The sequence below is a fragment of the Pseudidiomarina donghaiensis genome (genome assembly GCF_900116895.1).
Taxonomy (GTDB): domain Bacteria; phylum Pseudomonadota; class Gammaproteobacteria; order Enterobacterales; family Alteromonadaceae; genus Pseudidiomarina; species Pseudidiomarina donghaiensis.
The window spans coordinates 1-17,095 of sequence record NZ_FPCF01000007.1; the positions used below are offsets into that span (position 1 = coordinate 1).

18 protein-coding genes and 1 pseudogene are annotated in these 17,095 nt (G+C 47.8%); 2 read left to right on the top strand and 17 right to left on the bottom strand.

The genetic code is table 11. The features are described 5' to 3' along the window. Positions 1–401 (bottom strand): annotated as a pseudogene (locus tag BM334_RS12860) (hypothetical protein); the annotation flags it as partial. A gap of 196 nt (positions 402–597) precedes the next feature. Between BM334_RS12860 and BM334_RS10650 the strand changes: the two are divergent. Then, complete coding sequence (locus BM334_RS10650) at positions 598–1,611, top strand: AAA family ATPase (RefSeq protein ID WP_157981885.1); 1,014 nt, start codon at positions 598–600, stop codon at positions 1,609–1,611. Between the two features lie 78 nt (positions 1,612–1,689). On the opposite strand, the gene BM334_RS10655 is transcribed toward BM334_RS10650, so the two are convergent. The 10 genes from BM334_RS10655 to BM334_RS10700 all read right to left on the bottom strand — a co-directional run bounded on the left by BM334_RS10655 (position 1,690) and on the right by BM334_RS10700 (position 9,844). Beyond that, entirely contained in the window at positions 1,690–2,256 is a 567-nt protein-coding gene (locus tag BM334_RS10655; RefSeq protein WP_092841572.1) for a hypothetical protein, read from the bottom strand. A 10-nt stretch (positions 2,257–2,266) separates the two neighbouring features. After that, a complete protein-coding gene (locus BM334_RS10660; RefSeq protein WP_092841574.1) occupies positions 2,267–3,184 on the bottom strand; it encodes an RHS repeat-associated core domain-containing protein in 918 nt (305 codons plus the stop codon). 19 nt (positions 3,185–3,203) lie between these two features. Further along, complete coding sequence (locus BM334_RS10665; protein ID WP_092841576.1) at positions 3,204–3,413, bottom strand: hypothetical protein; 210 nt, start codon at positions 3,411–3,413, stop codon at positions 3,204–3,206. Between the two features lie 8 nt (positions 3,414–3,421). After that, positions 3,422–3,694: a hypothetical protein gene (locus tag BM334_RS10670; protein ID WP_092841578.1), complete on the bottom strand. Its 273-nt coding sequence runs from the start codon at positions 3,692–3,694 to the stop codon at positions 3,422–3,424. A gap of 52 nt (positions 3,695–3,746) precedes the next feature. Further along, positions 3,747–4,280 (bottom strand): hypothetical protein, encoded by a 534-nt coding sequence (locus BM334_RS10675; protein WP_092841580.1) that lies wholly within the window; start codon positions 4,278–4,280, stop codon positions 3,747–3,749. A gap of 3 nt (positions 4,281–4,283) precedes the next feature. Further along, positions 4,284–5,411, bottom strand: coding sequence for an RHS repeat domain-containing protein (locus BM334_RS10680; RefSeq protein ID WP_092841582.1), 1,128 nt, complete (start codon positions 5,409–5,411; stop codon positions 4,284–4,286). 370 nt (positions 5,412–5,781) lie between these two features. Continuing rightward, positions 5,782–6,534, bottom strand: coding sequence for an SDR family oxidoreductase (locus BM334_RS10685; protein WP_092841584.1), 753 nt, complete (start codon positions 6,532–6,534; stop codon positions 5,782–5,784). 1 nt (position 6,535) lies between these two features. Beyond that, on the bottom strand, positions 6,536–7,612 hold the full coding sequence (locus tag BM334_RS10690; protein WP_092841586.1) for a phosphotransferase family protein: 1,077 nt from the start codon (positions 7,610–7,612) through the stop codon (positions 6,536–6,538). Further along, a complete protein-coding gene (locus BM334_RS10695; RefSeq protein ID WP_092841588.1) occupies positions 7,613–8,839 on the bottom strand; it encodes an acyl-CoA dehydrogenase family protein in 1,227 nt (408 codons plus the stop codon). Positions 8,840–8,911: 72 nt separating this feature from the next. Further along, entirely contained in the window at positions 8,912–9,844 is a 933-nt protein-coding gene (locus tag BM334_RS10700) for a LysR substrate-binding domain-containing protein (RefSeq protein ID WP_092841590.1), read from the bottom strand. A 157-nt stretch (positions 9,845–10,001) separates the two neighbouring features. Between BM334_RS10700 and BM334_RS10705 the strand changes: the two genes are divergently transcribed. Then, positions 10,002–10,562 (top strand): FMN-dependent NADH-azoreductase, encoded by a 561-nt coding sequence (locus tag BM334_RS10705; protein WP_092841592.1) that lies wholly within the window; start codon positions 10,002–10,004, stop codon positions 10,560–10,562. Positions 10,563–10,592: 30 nt separating this feature from the next. Here the strand turns inward: BM334_RS10705 and BM334_RS10710 are convergent, their stop codons facing one another. From BM334_RS10710 to odhB, 6 genes are all read right to left on the bottom strand, one after another. Continuing rightward, entirely contained in the window at positions 10,593–11,984 is a 1,392-nt protein-coding gene (locus tag BM334_RS10710; protein WP_126801849.1) for a COG3904 family protein, read from the bottom strand. Beyond that, complete coding sequence (locus BM334_RS10715; protein ID WP_092841596.1) at positions 11,962–12,246, bottom strand: excalibur calcium-binding domain-containing protein; 285 nt, start codon at positions 12,244–12,246, stop codon at positions 11,962–11,964. The genes BM334_RS10710 and BM334_RS10715 overlap by 23 nt, the downstream gene beginning before the upstream one ends. A gap of 117 nt (positions 12,247–12,363) precedes the next feature. Next, positions 12,364–13,257 (bottom strand): DMT family transporter, encoded by an 894-nt coding sequence (locus BM334_RS10720; RefSeq protein WP_198677377.1) that lies wholly within the window; start codon positions 13,255–13,257, stop codon positions 12,364–12,366. Positions 13,258–13,349: 92 nt separating this feature from the next. Next, positions 13,350–14,222, bottom strand: coding sequence for a succinate--CoA ligase subunit alpha (sucD, locus tag BM334_RS10725; protein ID WP_055438749.1), 873 nt, complete (start codon positions 14,220–14,222; stop codon positions 13,350–13,352). Further along, positions 14,222–15,388, bottom strand: coding sequence for an ADP-forming succinate--CoA ligase subunit beta (gene sucC, locus BM334_RS10730; protein WP_092841598.1), 1,167 nt, complete (start codon positions 15,386–15,388; stop codon positions 14,222–14,224). Before sucC ends, sucD begins: the two co-directional genes overlap by 1 nt. Before the next feature lie 145 nt (positions 15,389–15,533). Next, the gene (gene odhB / locus BM334_RS10735; protein WP_092841600.1) at positions 15,534–17,093 is read right to left on the bottom strand and encodes a 2-oxoglutarate dehydrogenase complex dihydrolipoyllysine-residue succinyltransferase; all 1,560 of its coding nucleotides are present in this window, start codon (positions 17,091–17,093) and stop codon (positions 15,534–15,536) included. Positions 17,094–17,095 lie beyond the last annotated feature (2 nt).

The window sequence follows — 17,095 nt, forward strand, 5'->3', positions numbered from 1 at the left end:
CGCAAGGTGTAGGTGATGTCGTAGCGCGGTGCAGTAGTACCTAAGGCTGTACTTTTGATAACCGCAATGTCATCAACATAGGTGCGGGTGATGGTCTCACCGTTGACCAGCTCAATTTCAACCGTACCGTCAATGTAATACAGTGTGTTATCGCCGCCAATAACCTTCTTATAGCGCTGTCCATTGGCAGCATAGGCAAAGCTGACCGTGGTGCCACCTGCATTAATGTGGGTCGGCTTGTTCATGGGATTGTAGGTAATACGCTTGCCTGCGCCACTAATTAAGTTGCCGTTATTGTCATAACTGAAATTTGCGTTGCCACCACCACTAAGTGTCGCGCTAAGTACCGCGTTCGGCCCTGCATTACCGATATTGCTCTTACCGCTTGCGCCGTAGCTCATACTGCTCGCGTAATCGCTTTTCTGCGTTAAGTTACCAATTGCATCGTAGCTGTACGAAATCGTTCCGCCTGAGCTTAAACTACTACTCGTTAAACGGTGCAGGTCATCGTAGCTATACCATTCGCTGGTACTGCTCGCCCCGTTGTTGCTATGTACGATCTGGCTAGCAAGGTTACCGAAGCGACCATACGTATCGGTGATTTTACTCGATGAAGCAGGCCAATTAGCTACCCCGGATTTACTGCTACTGATGCAGACGGCGCACCGTGCTGTAGCCAAGCTGGTACTGGTCGGCGAGCAGCAGCAAATGGATGCGAGCACCCATGGCGGCAGTCTGCGCTATTTGTCACAGCGTCAGGGCTGTGCCCGAATAAATACCATCCGCAGGCAACGGGAAGCGTGGGCGCGTACGGCGGTTAACGACCTGAGAGGCGGCAACGCCAAAGCGGCGCTGGACAGCTTTCAGGGCAAGGGCTTGTTGCATATCGAGGACGACAGCCAAACCGCCCGTGCGCAACTGGTCAAGCTCTGGCAAGTCTACACTGAGGCCAATCCGGATAAAGAAAGCATGATCCTGGCGCAGCGCTTGAAAGACGTAAAGCCGCTCAACGAATTGGTGCGCAAGGTGTATCAGAACCAAGGCAAGCTGGGCACAGAAAACATTATGACCGAGTGTGTGGTGTCCAACCAGAGCCTGTATTTTGCGTTCTCAACAGGTGAGCGGGTGCGCTTTACCAAAAACGATTATAAGCGCGATTTCACCAATGGCGTGCAAGGCACCATTACCCAAGTGTTACAGCTAAAAGATGATATTCGCTATACCGTCAGGCTCGATTCAGGCCGCACGGTCAGCTTTTATCAGTCGGATTACTCGGACGAGCAAGGCAGGCTGCAATTGGTGCAGGCTTATGCCTGTACGATTTACTCAAGCCAGGGGGCTACCGTTGATGGCGATACCTTTGTGCTGTATACAACGGCGATGGACAGAGCAGCCAGCTACGTGGCCGGAAGTCGCCACAAAGATAACTGCAACTGGTTTATCAATGGCCAGGAGCTGGATGCGCAAAGCGGGCAACGTGATAAAGGCGAAACCCCAACCCTTGAGGCAAGGCTGAAAACCTTAGCCCGCTGCATGAGCATCAATAAACACAAGGCCATGGCCAGTGAGTATATCGCCGGGCAACAGGCAGAGCAGGAAGCCACGAAATAGGCCGAACAGTCCAACGACAACGAGTTGGCGGCATAGGCCAAGACATAATAAAGCCCGCAAGTGCGGGCTTTAAACAAGTTAATGTACTTTCCATTCAGAAAGTTTTGTTCTTATTAAATATCTGACATCCTGATGGTTCGATATATTGCTGCCACTTAATGAAAAAGTGTAATACACACCATCATCTACAAAGCCGAAAGTACAAGATGCTGGAGATGATTTAAGCTGTGAACACGTCGCAACAGGCTCAACATCAACAAGTGTCTTTCCATTATATTCAGGTGAGACTAATTGCCAGTGTATTGACTCTTTATCCTGAGACAATTTATACAAGCCAGATCCGTGTTGTTCTAGAATCCCACCACCTGTTGCTAAATTAAGTGCTCTTGCCTTTGCTTCATCATTCGAGAAATTACTTGCCGGTGTTAAGGTGTATTGCACATACTTGCCAACGATAGTATCCGATTGAAGTTCAACAGTTACATCATCTCTTGTTTCAGCCCCTATGCTATACAACCCCGAACCTCCTATTTCACCAAGAATATAGGATGCAGGTATTGAATAATCATGCCACTTTACAAACTCTGGATTTGTATCGGAACAACTTGCAAGCAAGCTAAAGATCAAAATACTTAAACGTTTCATACTTTCTTCCTTAATTGCTATCGCATGCAGGCTGGCAATAAAATAACTTTGAAAAGTTACGAACTGCATTGGATATTGGCGTTGGTAACTCTCCGTGGCCTAGAGTTCCTCCATATCTACCTACGTTAGCATTAAATTCCCTAAACACTTTATGGTGATAACTGGTGATCTGTCTCTCTGATAACATGCCTCGAATGCCTGTTCGATCATTGTTATAATCATTTTGAACGGCGTTAAGGTGCTCCTGCGCAATTCTAATAGCCATAGGTTTATTATGGATATGTGCCATCATTAATTTTACATTTGAATTTTCCATAAACGGAAAATATGCGGCATCACCTGATAAAGCAGCGTAACTGTTCAATTTTGTCAATGAGCCTACAAACGATTTCCAATAAATAGCACCTAAGAAGCCATGAACATCTTCATTATCTTTAAAGCTTCCCCACACCCCAAGGCCAACATTGCCTACATTGTCACCTTTCAAGGCTCTTGATTTATACAATGCGCCTAAATCACCTTCAGCTAGAGAGTCCCACTCGTTTTGGCTTACACTGAGGTTACTGGTTTGCCCTCCGTTCGAAACAGATATTTGCTGCTGCCCGCCGATATCTGTAATTGAGACACTATTTTTTCCATTGGTTGCACTTACCCCCTTAACTGAACCGTTATCACCAAATGTAGTCGTTACATTGGTACTTCCTTTGGTAACGCTCACGGATTCAACTTTAACGAGAGAATCTCCTCCTTGATCTACATATCTATTCCCATCAGCATCTTGAACTATTTTGTCACCTTCTTTTAGTTCAATGGTTTCTTTTTCAGGACTGTAACCCGTTGGATCCGTTCCTGACAGCGGGTTATTCATCATGTATGAATAAGGGTTGATACCTTGTGAGCCTTCATGAACGAATGGATCAACCGACAAGAACCTGCCGAGGTTGTAATCATACCCCCCGCCCGTTCATGTGAATCAACTGCGCTTCGTCTAAATGCTCGTGGTCAGTGAAGCCGCGCAATGTAATGGGGTCATTTCCGCCCAGTAAACCGCGCAGGGTTGCAGGTAAGTTCGCTTCCAGGCTGCCGTGGCGAGGTTTTCCAAAAGGGTCGTAGCTGCGGTGCTCAATCACGATGTTATCGGCATTGCTCAGCGTCACCACCGAGCCTAAACGGTCGCGGTGTGTATATGCAATGCTGTGATGGGCGCCCTCGGTGCCTGGCGCGTGGTTTCAACCCCTCGGGCGCTTGAATTGACTTGCTTGACCCGCATGCCATCCGCACCATACACCAAGGTACTCACCGCCGTCGGGCTTTCAATGCGGATTGGTTTGTTGTCGGTGTTGTATACAATGCTTTTGCCATCGCCACTGAGCAAGTTGCCGTTGTTGTCATATGTGAATGTGGCCGTGCTTCCGCTACCTTTTAGAACACTATGCACGGCGTTCGTGCCCTGTGACTAATTGGCTGACACATAATTCTGAACACCCTCGTCAATGCGCCTTACCAAATTTAAAAATCGCTTCTAAAGGATTAGTAAGGATGCCACTAAACCAAGAAAACTCATTAAAGTTCGTAATAATCCACGAAAACATCGCGAGCAAAAATATACTACTAAATAATGCCCCAATAATCGCATGATTCCTTAATACAGGTGAAAATTCTCCATTAGAAGGAATGAAAAAAGTCGTATACCAATAAATCACGTATCCAACGAACCAGACCAAAAAGAATGCAATATCTAGAGTAAATTGATTTGAATGTCTAAAGGCTACAATGATATATGATCCTGAAAGCAGCATTCGATAGAAAGCAAAATAGTAATCACTACTGAACTCAACCAAATTTTCTTTATCAAAAAAAATCTTTCCGGCAAGTTGCTCTTTAGCAATACATCTCGAACAAACAATAGCAATTAATATAAATAGCCCAGGCAAAAACGGCTCAACTAATAATATGCCGAACACAAAAAATGCTGCAATGATTGCAATATTTTTCCATCTGCTTTCCTCGCTAAAAATAAACATATTTTATCCATCTACTCCTGAAGCACGACTTCTATCTATAAATCGCCTTGGATGTATAATATGCCCACCAGCGGGCGCAAGCTTACTAGGTCCCGGTTGAGGCATAGTGTAAGGTGATTTAGGTTTGAGCAAATCATCCACTGGGCTTCCCGGACCACAGAGATTTAATGCAATCCCTACGCAGGCTTCCTTCTGGGCTTTAGGTAGCTCTCCGAACTTTCGAAATGGTTTAACTAGCCCAACGATTGTGGAGGTTCCTACTTTCGGTAGAGCCACCATAACTAACGGAATAGCTAGAACCGTCCCAGACGCAACTGCAGCTTGTCGACTACTATTTCTTATACTTATTTGCATTGCTGCGCGAGATAAATCGTTAGCAGTTATTTGACCAAATTCAGCCGCCTCTCGCTGGCATGAGTAATCACACAAAACTTCAGCACTACTGATATGCCCATTTTCATTGAGTGAAATATCTCCCCACTTAGCATCAACACCTCCATAATTAACATACGACCCATATCCCATTTCTACGCCAAGGTCCTCACCACCACGAACTATCGAATTATGAGCATCTGATTTGATTTGATCTTGGAGTGAGCCACTTCCTTGACTTGTCCCGCTATTTCCTCCGCCTGAGTTTTGAGTTATGTCCTTCTGCGACCCTATATCCATCGGTTTACCGACATTCGCGATTGAGCTTGCCTCAGCAGTTTGACCGTTGCTGGAACCATTACTCGATAACTGAGCGTAATCTTGGGTTCTAGATATTATTCGGACGCCATTTATCGGCTCATCACTATCACAGTGTATCGATAACACACACTTGGCAATATACCCGCTCGGGTCTGTTCCCGCCAGCGGGTTGTTCATAATGTAAGAATACGGGTTCAGGCTTTGGCTGTTGCCCGGCGCTTGTATGAACGGGTCGACACTTAAAAAGCGGCCAAGGTTGTAATCGTACACCCGCCCGTTCATATGAATCAACTGCGCTTCATCAATGTGCTCGTGGTCGGTGAAGCCGCGTTGGGTGAACGGTGTGCCGCTGGCGATGGTCAATAGCGTGGCCGTGGAGCTAGCCTGCATGGTGCCATAGCGTGGCTTGCCAAATGGGTCGTAGCTACGATGCTCCATAATGAGGTTGTGGTGGTTGGTTAGCGTTACCACCGAGCCTAAGCGGTCACGCAAGGTGTAGGTGATGTCGTAGCGCGGTGCAGTAGTACCTAAGGCTGTACTTTTGATAACCGCAATGTCATCAACATAGGTGCGGGTGATGGTTTCACCGTTTACCTGCTCAATCTCAACCGTACCGTCGTATGCATCGGCGACAAGCCCTCCAGAATGCGCCCACGGCGCGCAAAAGCGGGGTACTTCCTTGTTGAGTTTGCATGAGCGTCCGTGCTTTTATTGGTTTGTTATAAAGCGTTTATAACAATTTAATAACTAAAAGCAACAAGATTTTTAATCAACTCAATAGATTCTTAAATGTTTCATACCAACATATTTACCCTAGTTTCATGACCCATCTTAACGGCAGACGCTTCATTAAAAAGCCAATCAACGCCCAAGGCCAGCCCGGGACAAAAGCCTGTACGGGCTCTTTTTCAATGGCTTGCACTAACTTGCGACAGCCGGTTTCGGTGTCGATCATAAACGGTGTGTTTTTTACTTTTTCGTTTATTTCTGAGCGTATATAGCCAGGCAGTATTGCACTTACTTTTATGGGCGAGCGTGATTTGATTAAGTCAGCACGAATGCCTTCGGTTAAGGCCAGTAAGCCTGCTTTTGTGGCCGCGTAAACCGTCATGGCCCGCGGCATGCCGCGCAAGGCACTAATTGAACTAATAGTCACCAAATGCCCACTGTTTTGCTCACGGAAAATTTCTAAAGCGGCTTCACATTGAGCCAATGCCGCAACAAAGTTAGTTTGTGCGGTTTGCACGTTGGCATAAAAGTAGCCGGTGCCCAGCGAAGCGCCCTTGCCCATTCCTGCGTTCACGATCACGCGGTCAATGCTGCCGAATTCTTCTTTAAAAGCTTTAAACACCTCGAAAACATCGTCATGTTGATTTACGTCAAGCGCTTTCACTGACACTTTTATGCTTGGGTACTTTTGCTCAAGCTCTTGTTTTAACGCGTCTAAACGCTCGGTACGGCGTGCGCATAGGGCTAAATTACGGCCCTGTTTGGCAAATTCACGAGCCATACCTTCGCCTAAGCCAGAACTGGCGCCGGTAATTAATATTGTTTTACGCATGTCATTCCTTATTTAATTTATTCTTCATCAGTTTACGGGCACGCCAATGCAAGTAATTCACCAAAAACCAAAAGTTTTTGAAGGCTGGATTGCGAGTTTGCTTATGGTGATAGCGGTAGTAAATTTGCTGCGCGATAACGCTTAAACGAAATAGCCCAAACACTTCGTAAAAACGAAAATCGGCGACATTCACGCCCATTTTTTCGCAATAGTAGTTAATGACTTCGGCGCGGGTGAACATGCCCGGTAAATGGGTAGGTTGACGCCTTGTCGAGCGCGCAATACGGTCGTCATCCGCTTGAATCCAGTAGGCTAAGCTGTTACCGAGGTCCATCAGCGGGTTACCTAAAGTGGCTAACTCCCAATCTAATACGCCAATAATTCGAGTTGGGTCATTCACATCAAGCACAAGGTTATCAAAGCGAAAATCGTTATGCGTCATGCAAATGGTTTCGGTGGCAGGCATATTAGCTTTTAGCCACTGCATAATGCCCTTGCCTGACGGCACATTCCAGGTTTTGGCTTGCTTATAACGCTCACACCAGCCGCTAACTTGGCGTTCGGTATAGCCGGCACCTTTAGCTAAGTCTGTCAGGCCGGCAGCTTCAATATCTACTTGGTGCAGTTCAATTAACACATCTAAAGCGTTTTGACACAGTTGACGGGTTTGTTGCTCAGATAACTGCAGTTCGCGCGGCATGTTCTTGCGAGGAATAATGCCAGCCACCCGGTCCATAACATAAAACTCATCGCCAATAATAGTGTCATCATCGGTGTACAAGCGCATAGACGGCACATACGAAAATACCGGCTTTAGCGCTTTTTGAATACGATATTCACGGCCCATGTCATGGGCTGACTTGGCTTTGGTGCCAGCTGGCGGACGACGGAGAATTAAATCGGCGTTATCAAACTGCAAGCGGTAGGTCCAATTTGAGGCGCCGCCGCTATACTGGGTTACTTGCATGGCCCCCTGCAACTCAGGTAACTGTTGCTGTAACCACGCCGCTAGCTGTTCCTCAGGTAGTTGTTCGCCCTCGCGCACTTGCCCAGCAACGTCTTCAATGTGACTGGCCACTTATGCCTCCCGATACTTGGCTAATTCAACTTTAGCAATGGTATTGCGATGCACCGCGTCTGGGCCATCGGCAATACGCAGCGCACGCGCCATAGCAAACAAACCAGTTAACGGTGTGTCATGGCTCATGCCGGCACCACCAAACAGCTGAATCGCTTCATCGACCACTTGTTGTAGCACGTTAGGGGCAACCACTTTAATTGCTGAAATTTCCGCCAGCGCCTTCATGGCGCCAACTTGGTCAATTTTCCAGGCTGCATAAAAGGTGAGTAAACGCGCTTGATCAATGGCAATACGCATGTCCGCCACGCGCTCTAAATTGCCATTCAGTTGCAATAACGGTTTACCAAAGGCTATCCGTTCTTGGCCACGGCGCATAAACAGCTGTAAAGCTTTTTCAGCAGCGCCAATGGCGCGCATGCAATGATGAATGCGGCCCGGGCCTAAGCGCCCTTGGGCAATTTTGAAGCCATCACCCAAGTTTCCGATCACATTGGTTTTTGGCACCCGAACTTGGTCAAACAGCACCTCTCCGTGGCCATAGGGCGCGTCATATTCACCAAAAGCCGGCAACATGCGCTCAATAGTTACGCCTGGGGTGTCTAAGGGTACGATGACCATGGAATGGCGTTGATGTTTTGCCGCATCAGGGTCGGTAAGGCCCATCACAATGGCAAATTTTGCATTGGGGTGACCAAGGCCTGTGGACCACCATTTGCGACCAGTTATCACCACCTCATCACCGTCTGCGACAATGCGGGCTTGCATATTGGTAGCATCCGACGAAGCCACATCCGGCTCGGTCATGCAAAACACTGAGCGTATATCGCCATTGAGCAACGGCGTCAGCCACTGCTCACGTTGCGCGTCACTGCCAAAGTGGTACAACACTTCCATATTGCCGGTATCGGGCGCATTACAATTGAATATTTCAGGCGCGAGCAAACTATGCCCCATAACTTCGGCCAACGGCGCATATTCTAGCGTCGACAACCCAGCGCCTAACTTTTCATCCGGTAAAAACAAGTTCCACAGCCCCGCTGCTTTTGCCTTAGCTTTTAACGCTTCAACCGCTGGCGGCACCTGCCATTCACGCCAGTTCGCATCGCCATTTAAGCGGCGGTTTTCTTTGTGGTAATCCGCTTCAATTGGCTCAATGTGTTCACGCATAAACGCAATGAGTTGTTTGCGGTACTGCAACGTTTTTTCACTGGGAGTAAAGTCCATAACCGTGCCTTATTGTTATTTTTAAACGCTTGTTTGAATGATTGTAGTGGCTTGGCTTAAAAATAAAAGCCCTTATGTCGTATTTAGTGAGCGTTGCGCCGTAGTTGGTAAATGTTCAGCCAGATAATCGACAAAGACACGCACGGCCGGCAATAGCCCTCGTCGATAAGGATAGACCATGTGCATAATGCCCATAGGTAACGACCACTTGGGCAGCACCGGTTCAAGCAAACCGGCAGCAACAGCCTCTTCGCACATATAATTGGGTAGCGCAACAATACCAAGCCCTGCTATTGCAGCCTCGCGCAATACAATCATGTCGTCGGTGATCAAACGCGGACGAAAGCTCACCGTCAGCTTTTCGCCATGACTAGTCGTTAAATCATAACGATAGCGCCCGCTCGTGTAATGCAAACTTAAATGAGGAAAATGCACCAGATCAAGTGGGTGCTGCAACGACTGTTGAATGGCGCCAACGTCACCCTTGTTGGGGCTTTTGTATAAAGTTTGCGGTGCGTCAGATAATGGCCGCGCAATCAATGATGAGTCTTCAATAGTGGCGCGTACCCGCAGCGCCACATCAATGCCTTCGTCAATAAGATTAACCGGCCGATTGGTCACCATGAGGTTCACTCTAACCTCGGGGTATCGCGCTAAGAATTCTGGCAACAACTGCACCAACATGCTTTGGCTGATGGCGTAAGGCGAACTCACGTGAATATCGCCGCGCGGGGTTTCTTGCACCAATTGGGTCACTTGTTGCGCAGCCTCTGCAGCAGCCACCATGGTTTCACAATGCACTAAAAACGCTTGCCCAATATCGGTTAGCTTCAACCCTCGCGTACTGCGGTGCATTAATCGAACGCCTTGGGCTTCTTCAAGTTCGGTTAACCGGCGGCTAATGGTCGACTTGGGCATATTCAACTCGCGCGCACCGGCGCTAATACTGCCGGCAGCAGCAACCCGCGCGAATATCATGTAGTTGGTTAAATCTGGTAAGCTCATGGTGCCTCTCGCTGCTAGATGATAGCAATACCAACCGTTCCACTTTTGGAACGGTAATTCCCAATATAGCCCACTACCACTTAAAACGGAACGCTTATATCATAGCCACCATCAGCTTTTTAGCATACAGCGCACAACCGTTTTGAGAGGTTTTTATATGAACATTCTACACATTGATTCAGGTATTTTTGTTGAGCAATCGGTAAGCCGCAAACTAAGCCGTGACGTGGTAGCGCATTTAACTCGCAATGGCGATGCGCAAGTAACCCATCGCGATTTAGTTGTGAACCCGGTCCCCCACTTAGACGCAGAAACGCTATTGGCCGAGCAAAATGAGCTTAGCGAAGAATTACTGGCTGAATTACAAGCGGCCGACGTATTGGTGATTGGTGCACCTATGTACAATTTCACCATTCCTACGCAATTAAAAGCCTGGCTTGATCGCGTTCTTAAAGCCGGCGTAACGTTTAAATACACCGAGCAAGGTCCACAAGGCTTGTTGCAAGGTAAAACGGCGTATATCGCCTCAGGTCGCGGTGGTGTGTACAGTCAAGGCGAAGCCGCAGCGCTTGACCATCAAGAAAGCTACTTACGCAACGTATTGGCGTTTATTGGCATTACCGACGTACATGTTGTCCGCGCCGAGGGTGTTAACCTAGGTGATGAGCCTCGCCAGCAAGCCTTAGCGGCCGCTGAAGAAGCCATTGCTGCGCTATAACGCACATTTGTCATGGCTAAGAAAATAAGCTTAGCGCTGCTGCATAAATCGTAGCAGCGCAGCTTGTCGTTCATGGGTAGGTAATCGTAAAGCCCCTTCATAAACCGCGATAGTCGCCTGGCAAAGCAACCGGGCATGGGGCCGATAGTCACTAGGTTGCTGAAATACCTGCGGGTACAAGACGTCATATCGGCCAACTTCGCTGAGCACTTGTTCTAGCATGACGTTGGCAGTACCTGGTTGATAGCGAAAGTTATTTCTCAGTTGCGTACGTTCAACCAAATTGGTTTTGGCTTGGCGATATGCGCTAATCAAATTAATCGGTATCAGCGCTTCAACATCAATCGGTTGTTTGGCCCATTGCGGGTACAAATAGTCCACGCAATATTGCGCATCAACATAATTCAAATAGTTCATGATATCGACATTGGCACGCCAATAGGCCACTAACTCGTCGTCAGGCCCTTGCATGAGCAGCTCCGCGCGCCAGGTAGTCGCCAAGCTGTGGGTTGCATTACTTGGCGCAAAGCGCTCACTTTGCACTAATTCATCCACCACCCGCGCCTCAACCAACTCTAACGGCCCTGGGTACCATATATTTGCCCCGTCTACCCGCACGGCTTGGCGAATAAAGCTTTCGGAAACCCCATGCAGGCGATAAATGCGCTTAAAGTCGTCATTAATTTCTTGCACATCGGTGCCATCAATTTGGTGCAGCGACGCACTATGAAAGCCCAAAATTCCACGCTTGCTTAAGTACCGTTGTTGGCCGCCCATAAAAGCGATAGTACAGGCACTTGAGCATTCACTAGGCACATAAGTGTCTAGCTGATATTCTTGAATTAAATGATATAAATTCACACCTTCGCTAATACGTCCACCGGGCGAGTTTAAATGAATCACTCGCACTGATGAAAAACGCTGCAATATAGCTTGAACACTTTCACTGGTGCCTTGCGGCAACGGGCCTATCAGCTCTAGTTCCGTGCCTTGATTGAGCACTCGAAGTTCAACGCGACGGGTTAATTCGCTGGTGTTCATTAACCCCACGCTGCCTTGCATCATCGGCAATCCAAACTGGTTGAAGTCAAACACCGCACGCAACGCGGCAACCACCACCATCACTTGCGCGGCGGTTGCCCAACCTTGACGCCCACCGTGCGAGGTGTGGTACTTGGCGGAGCGCCAAATACCAACCAACTGCCAGATGGTAAATAGTGCGGTGAACGAATATAAACCGATCACTAAGGTGCTAAATAGCGACTGCCCAATCTCTAAACGAAGCAACAATTGATTGAGCGCATACGCCAGCAGACTTAAGCAGCAGGTTAAGCCAACACCAATAAGCCAATAAGCCTTACCAAGCGAATAATCGCCATGCCAGTGTTTCTTAATAAGATTAAAAACGCGCATCATTTTCACAAGGTATACCGTTGTGGTTGTCGTCTAGCTGCGCGTCAGGACAGAATCGTAGAAAGTACTCGGCCTCTTCACGAGAGGTCATTTCCGGGCAGTATTTTCGGGCATCGCATTGAAATTTAGGGTCTTTTTTTAATACTTGCCCCTGTACGCTTTGCACAAACTCAGCCAGTAAACCGCTACGGTTTTCTGGGCGAGGTTGTTGCTCTTCGTAGTAATTCCAAATTGCGAGTATTAGCGCAGCAATAAGTATTATTTTTTTCATGGAGAGAATCCTTATAGTTTTTAACACTCTCACCACATTTGTTATGCACTAATAGTAGACAGGTAATTCAAATATTACAATTTTATAAAGATCATAGTGACGCGTAGAGAATTTCAATTATTTTGTCGATTTTCGAATGACGATCAGCATGCCGCCAACAATAAGCGCCGCAGCAACCACTAATTGTTGGGTGATTAATTCGCTCGCGAATAGCACCCCGCCCGCTGCGGCAATCAGCGGTACCGAAAGCTGGCCAATAGCTGCCGTTGACACCTTGAGTTGAGGTAGCACCAAATACCAGATCGCGTAGCCAAGCCCCGAGGTCACCACGCCAGAAAATACAGCCAGAACCACCCCCTGCGTGCTAATGACCATGTCGCCCCACTGCCAGATAAGTAGCAAGGCCGCAACCGGCGTTGCGCGCACGAAATTAAAGGTGGTGTCTGTTAATGGTGAGGCACTGCCGCGACCATGCAGTGAATAAAGCCCCCAAGCGGTGCCGGCTGTCACCATGGCAACACAGGCCCATAGCGAACTCGGCACGCTAAGCGTTGGATAAACCAAATACATAAGCCCGGCCAGGGCCAAACTGCTACCAAGCGCTTCCTTTGTTGTGAGTTTGTTACCCTGTAACCAGCCAACGGCAAGCATGGATAACTGCACTGAAGCAAACAAGATGAGTGCACCAAAGCCTGTTTCCAATTGATTATAAGCTAACGAAAACGCGACCGCATATAAGGCTAATGTAAACGCGCCCCACCAAGTTCCGCGGCGGGCAACCTTAGTTATAGCTTCAGTAACCGCTGGCTGTTGACGCTTCGCTTGCCGCGATTTTATAACAACCGTCACCGCATACCATATTGCCAGCATGGCAATCGCGCCACTGACAATGCGCACCGCCACAAATGTATTCGGGTCAATATTCTGGTTCAATAACGCGTAGCGGTTAATCACCGAATTGCCGGCAAACGCGAGTAGCGATAATAAAAACAACATAGCGGTTCTGAACATGTTTATCCTTGTTGCTACAGCGCGTTAGTTACAAAAAAGCCGCTCAAATGAGCGGCTTTTATCGTAACAGACGTTGCAGTTAAAAACGTAGCTTACCAGCCAGTTTTCTCACGTAACGCTTTACCGATATCGGCAAGGCTACGTACTGTTTTAACGCCCGCAGCTTCTAATGCTGCAAATTTCTCGTCAGCAGTACCTTTACCACCAGAGATAATCGCACCGGCGTGGCCCATACGCTTACCTGGAGGAGCTGTAACACCAGCAATATAAGATACAACTGGCTTGGTTACGTTGTGCTTGATGTACTCAGCCGCTTCTTCTTCTGCAGTACCACCAATTTCACCGATCATGACGATCGCTTCAGTTGCTGGATCTTTCTCGAATAATTCAAGAATATCGATGAAGTTTGAACCAGGAATTGGGTCACCACCGATACCAACACAGGTAGACTGGCCGAAACCTTCGTCAGTCGTCTGCTTAACCGCTTCATAAGTCAAAGTACCTGAACGCGATACGATACCTACTTTACCTGCTTTGTGAATGTGACCAGGCATGATGCCGATCTTACACTCGTCAGGCGTGATAACACCTGGGCAGTTAGGACCGATCATACGCACGCCTTTGTGCGTCAAGTATTCTTTCACGTAAAGCATGTCTAACGTTGGAATGCCTTCAGTGATACATACAATCAGTTCGATACCGGCGTCTGCAGCTTCAATAATTGAGTCTTTACAGAATGGCGCTGGTACGTAGATAACTGATGCCGTTGCGCCAGTTGCTTCAACTGCTTCACGTACAGTGTTGAATACTGGTAAACCAAGGTGCGTTTGACCGCCTTTACCTGGAGTTACACCACCAACCATTTGCGTACCGTAAGCAATAGCTTGCTCAGAGTGGAAAGTACCCTGGCCGCCAGTGAAACCCTGGCAGATAACTTTGGTATTTTTATCGATCAAGATAGACATTATTGACCTCCTGCCGCAGCAACCACTTTATCAGCAGCGTCAGACAAGCTCTCTGCTGCAATGATGTTCAGGCCACTTTCTGCTAATTTCTGACGACCTAAGTCTGCGTTGTTACCTTCTAAACGCACAACTACAGGCACTTTCACGCCGACTTCTTCAACGGCGCCCATGATACCTTCAGCGATCATGTCGCAACGAACGATACCACCGAAAATGTTAACCAATACCGCTTTAACAGCGCTGTCAGACAGGATGATTTTGAATGCTTCAGTAACGCGCTCTTTGGTAGCGCCGCCACCAACGTCCAAGAAGTTCGCTGGTTGGCCACCAGACAATTTAACGATGTCCATTGTACCCATCGCCAAACCTGCACCGTTTACCATGCAGCCAATGTTACCGTCTAGTGCAACATAGTTTAGTTCCCATTTAGCCGCTTGTGCTTCACGCTCGTCTTCTTGCGACGGGTCGTGCATTTCACGGATTTTTGGCTGACGATACAACGCGTTGCTGTCAATGTTGATTTTACCGTCTAAGCAATGCAAGTTGCCTTGCTCAGTAATAACCAACGGGTTGATTTCTAACAATGCGAAATCATATTGTTCGAACATTTTCGCCAAACCCAAGAAGATTTTGGTGAATTGCTTCACTTGCTCTGGGTTTAAGCCTAATTTGAAGCCAAGCTCACGACCTTGGAATGGCTGTGCGCCTACCGTTGGGTCAATGATTGCTTTCAAGATTTTTTCTGGCGTTTCTTCAGCAACTTTCTCGATTTCAACACCACCTTCGGTTGACGCCATGAACACGATTTTACGTGTAGCACGGTCAACAACTGCGCCTAAGTACAGTTCTGAAGCGATATCAGTCAAGCTTTCTACCAAAATTTTAGCAACCGGCTGACCGTTTGCGTCTGTTTGGTAAGTCACCAAGTTTTTACCTAACCAGTTGCTCGCAAATGCGTGCACTTCGTCATGGCTAGAAACTAATTTAACACCGCCCGCTTTACCGCGGCCGCCTGCGTGTACTTGAGCTTTAACAACCCAACGATCACCGCCGATTTTTTTGGCAGCTTCAACGGCTTCGTCAGCAGTGTCAACTGCAAAGCCTTCAGATACTGGCAAACCAAACTCTTTAAAGAGTTGTTTAGCCTGATACTCATGCAAGTTCATGATGATCTTCCGATTCGTTTGAACAACAAAAGCAGCGTCATGCTGCTTACCCGAAAATTCGCGCGTATTTTACAGTTTTGCGCGCAAAAAATACAGCCGCTGCTTCAATTGACACGCAATTGCAACACAGCGGCTGTGCATTATGTTATAGGTCCAACAACAAACGTTGCGGATCTTCTAACAACTCTTTGATGGTTACTAAGAAACCAACAGATTCTTTACCGTCAATAATGCGGTGGTCATACGACAATGCTAAGTACATCATCGGCAAAATTTCCACTTTACCGTCAACAGCCATTGGGCGATCTTGAATTTTGTGCATGCCCAAAATAGCGCTTTGTGGTGGGTTCAAAATTGGCGTTGATAACAATGAGCCAAATACACCACCGTTGGTAATGGTGAAGTTACCACCTTGCATGTCGTCCATGGTCAACTTACCGTCACGGCCTTTGATAGCGAGGTCACGGATACCATTTTCAATTTCAGCAATGCTCATCTTGTCGGTGTCACGCAATACTGGTGTCACCAAACCACGTGGCGTTGATACCGCAATGCTGATATCAAAGTAGTTGTGGTACACAATGTCGTCACCGTCAATTGACGCGTTCACTTCTGGGAAGCGTTTCAATGCTTCAGTAACAGCTTTCACGTAGAAGCCCATGAAACCTAAGCGCGTGTCGTGACGTTTTTCAAATTCGTCTTTGTACTTCGAACGCAAGTCCATAATTGGCTTCATGTTCACTTCGTTGAACGTGGTCAACATAGCGGTTGCGTTCTTCGCTTCTAACAAGCGCTTCGCAATGGTTTTGCGCAGACGTGTCATTGGCACACGTTTCTGGTCACGGTCACCGGCAGTTGGCGCTGGAGCACTTGCAGCCTTAGCTGGCTCAGATTTCTTCGCTGCACCGTCTTTCAAGTGTTTCTCAACGTCTTCTTTCGTCACGCGCCCGCCTTTACCAGTGCCTTTTACGTCAGACACTTTCAAGTTGTTTTCCGCCAACATGCGACGTACAGCTGGGCCAGCAACTTCGCTATCGCCTTCGTCTGCAGCGTCTTCTTTGCTGTCGCTAGCCGTTTCTTTTGACGACTCGCTTGAGCCCGCTGACGCACCAGCTTCAACAATACCAATCACGTCATCAGCACCGACTGTTGCGCCTTCTTCTTGCTTGATTTCCGCCAACACACCGTCAGCTGGGGCAACAACTTCAAGCACAACTTTGTCGGTTTCAATATCAACTAAGTTTTGGTCGCGAGTCACTGCTTCACCAGCTTTTACGTGCCAGGTAGCAATAGTTGCGTCAGCAACAGACTCAGGTAACTGAGGTACCTTCACTTCAAGCTTTTCGCCTGAACCAGACGCTTTTTTGTCGGCTTTTTTGTCCGCTTTCTTGTCGTCTTTCTGCTCAGATTTTTTGTCATCCGCTTTCGCGTCAGATTTGTCGTCTGATTTGTCCGCAGCAGCACCGTCGCCTTCTTCAAGCTTGCCAATCACTTCTTCGGCGCCAACAGTGGCACCTTCTTCAGCGATGATTTCACCGATTACGCCATCAGCAGGTGCAACCACTTCCAACACCACTTTGTCGGTTTCGATATCGACCAGATTCTGATCGCGCGAGACTTTGTCACCTGGCTTCACGTGCCAAGTAGCCACTGTTGCGTCTGCAACAGATTCAGGAAGTTGTGGAACTTTAATATCAATAGCCATGG